Source organism: Actinoplanes sp. NPDC051633, assembly GCF_040681735.1.
Lineage (GTDB): Bacteria > Actinomycetota > Actinomycetes > Mycobacteriales > Micromonosporaceae > Actinoplanes.
In genome coordinates this window covers 1-2,781 of the sequence record NZ_JBFAZH010001031.1, presented here as the reverse complement: position 1 = coordinate 2,781, position 2,781 = coordinate 1, and the positions used below count along the sequence as shown (strand labels likewise).

The 2,781-nt window shown below is 65.6% G+C and carries 3 protein-coding genes and 1 tRNA gene; 2 read left to right on the top strand and 2 right to left on the bottom strand.

Features of this window, described 5'->3' with window-relative positions; genetic code table 11:
* Positions 1-131 precede the first annotated feature (131 nt).
* Positions 132-1,154: an alpha/beta hydrolase gene (locus AB0M20_RS36395; protein WP_364305202.1), complete on the top strand. Its 1,023-nt coding sequence runs from the start codon at positions 132-134 to the stop codon at positions 1,152-1,154.
* Positions 1,155-1,174: 20 nt separating this feature from the next.
* A tRNA-Arg gene (locus AB0M20_RS36390) sits at positions 1,175-1,250 on the top strand.
* Between the two features lie 79 nt (positions 1,251-1,329).
* Here AB0M20_RS36390 and AB0M20_RS36385 read toward each other — a convergent pair.
* Together AB0M20_RS36385 and AB0M20_RS36380 are read right to left on the bottom strand one after the other, a co-directional pair.
* Positions 1,330-2,466, bottom strand: coding sequence for a site-specific integrase (locus AB0M20_RS36385; RefSeq protein ID WP_364305199.1), 1,137 nt, complete (start codon positions 2,464-2,466; stop codon positions 1,330-1,332).
* Positions 2,463-2,781 (bottom strand): helix-turn-helix domain-containing protein (locus AB0M20_RS36380; RefSeq protein WP_364305197.1); only part of this gene is annotated, 319 nt, incomplete at its 5' end. The genes AB0M20_RS36380 and AB0M20_RS36385, both read right to left, overlap by 4 nt.

Genomic DNA, 2,781 nt, shown 5'->3' with positions numbered 1-2,781 from the left:
GCGGGGCCGGCCAAGATCATGACGAGGAATCCGGCCGGGCTGTGGACAACGCCGGGTTGTGGACGGCGGGCGCGGGGTGCAAACGATCTGCTATGGCGCCGGGGCCCCGGGCGGCGGTTAATGTGTCAGGCGTGGAGACGGATGTCCTGGGCCTGCCCTACGAGCGGCACACCATCGACCTCGGCAGCGACGACGAGGGTCCGGTCGTGGCGACGCTGGTGCGCCGCCGTGCCGAGACGCCGAGCCGGCGCGCGGTGCTGTACGTGCACGGGTTCGTGGACTACTTCTTCCAGACCCACCTGGCCGACTTCTTCGTCGAACGCGGCTGGGATTTCTATGCGCTCGACCTGCGCAAGTACGGCCGCAGCCTGCTCCCCCACCAGACCCCGAACTTCTGCCGCAGCCTGACCGAGTACTTCCCCGAGCTGGACGAGTCGGCGCGCATCATCCGCTCGGTCGACGGCCACGATCAGATGCTGGTCGTCGCGCATTCGACCGGCGGGCTCATCACGCCGCTGTGGGCGCACGCGAGGCAGAACGAAGCGCTGGTCGACGGCCTGGTTCTCAACAGCCCGTTCTTCGACTTCAACAGCTCTTGGTTCCTACGCCGCCCAGTCGCGTCGACGATCGTCGCCACGACCAGCAAGCGCGACCCGTACCGGAAGATCCCGATCTCCAGTCTCGGCCTGTATGGCCAGAGCCTGCACAGTGAACACCGCGGCGAGTGGACCTACGACCTGGCGTGGAAGCCGATCCTCGGGTTTCCGGTGACGGCGGGCTGGCTGGGCGCCGTTCGCCGCGGCCAGCAGCGCCTGCGGCGTGGCTTGGAGATCGACGCGCCGGTGATGGTGGCGTGTTCGACGCGTACGTTCCGCGGCAAGCAGTGGACCGATGACACGCCGCTGGCCGACGCTGTGCTCGACGTGGAACACATCGTGAGGTACGCGCCGCGACTCGGCCGAAGGGTGACGATCGCCCGCTTCGACGGCGGCATGCACGACCTCACTCTGTCCGGTAAGGACGTGCGGGCCGAGGTGTTCCGCGAGATGGCGCGCTGGGTGGATGCGTTCCTCCCGACCCCCGGCGAGCCGGCGATCGACGTGCCGCCGCCACCGGAGGACAAGGCGGACGACATTACCGCGGCGACCGCCTAGTATGTGCCTGCCAGCACCAGGCGCTCGTAGCTCAGCGGATAGAGCAACGGACTTCTAATCCGTCGGTCGCAGGTTCGAATCCTGCCGGGCGCGCCAATAAACACCAGGCCAGTGCCCCTATAACTGCCGATCACCGAGGCTTCGGCGTCGCCCGTACAGCCATTCGTACAGCCAATCACCCGAAAAGCTGCTTGGTGGCGGCGTCCACGGCTGACCGTTCGATCTCCGGAAGGACGTGGGCGTAGGTGTTCATCGTCAGACCGATCTGACTGTGCCCGAGCACCTTCATCACCGTGCGAGGGGACGCGCCGGATGCCAGCAGGAACGTAGCGCACGCATGCCGCAGGTCGTGGATGCGGAGCCAGTCGAGGTCCGCCGCAGCGCGGATCTTGTACCAACTGCGTTCGAGGTTATCGGGATCGAACGGCGTCCCAATCCGAGACGTGAAGATGAGTCCGAAGTCCTGCCACCCCTCCCCCGCGGCAAGCCTTTCCTCAGCCTGCCGCCGACGATGCCGTTTAAGCGCCGCGACGGTCTGTTCCGGCATCGGCACGGTACGGCGGGACCGATCCGTCTTCGGCTCGGTGAATTCCAGGCGGCCCTGGACCCGCTGGACGGTCTGCCGGACTGTAAGCATGCCCTCCTGGAGGTCGACGTCCGACCAGCGCAGGCCGAGCAGTTCACCCCGCCGCAGCCCGACCGTGAGGGCTGCGATGTAGAAGGCTTCCATCGGGTTGCCCTGCAGCACCTCGATCAGTCGCTTCGCTTCTAGGACGGTGAGGGTGCGCCGTTCGGGACGCCGCAAGGCGGGCGGCCGGACCACCCGAGCGACATTGCGGTGCACCAGCTCCTCCCGCTCGGCGTCGCCCAGGGCGTTACGGATAACGCCGTGGATGTGTCGGACGGTTGCCGCTGACAGACCGTCGTCGGATTTCTCCGCCAGGAGACGGCGGACCATCGTGGGTGACAGCTTGTCGAGTGCGATCTTTCCGAGAGCCGGCCAGATGTGGTTGTCGATGAGGGCCTGGTAGCCGTGCACCGTTTTCTGGCGGGTTCCGTCTCGGCTCTTGAGTTCGATCCACTCGTCGAGCCATTCACCGAAGGTGCGGGGAGCCGCGGTGAGATCCTGTCCTTTCTCCTGCTTTCGTCTGAGGTCCGCGAGTTTGTCGAGGACTGCCCGCTCCGTTTTGCCGTAGACCCATTTGCGGCGGCGTCGGTCGCCGGACCATCCGAGGTCGAGGATGGCCGCGTAACCGTCGCGGTACTTGAATACTGATCCTTCGCCGTGAGACCGACGACGCTTGCCGGTCATGCGGCCTCCTCATGTTCCGATAGCAGTTCCTCGATCGCGTCGACAGGGATCAGCCGAGCCCTGCCGAGCTTGACCGACCGCAGTCGGCCGGCACGCATCAAGACGTACACGGTGTCTCGGCACACACCCAGCAGCGTTGCCGCTTCTGCGGGACGTACGCTGCGCGGCTTCAGTACCGCTTTGCTTTTCGCCATAGGCCTTCCTTCCGATATCTGTTTCCTGTTACGCAGTTGATCTCCTGCATTGCGGCTTCCTTTCATGCACTGCCCCTCACCGCCTGGGCCGTTTCTGCACACTGTGGAATTATCAAGTAAC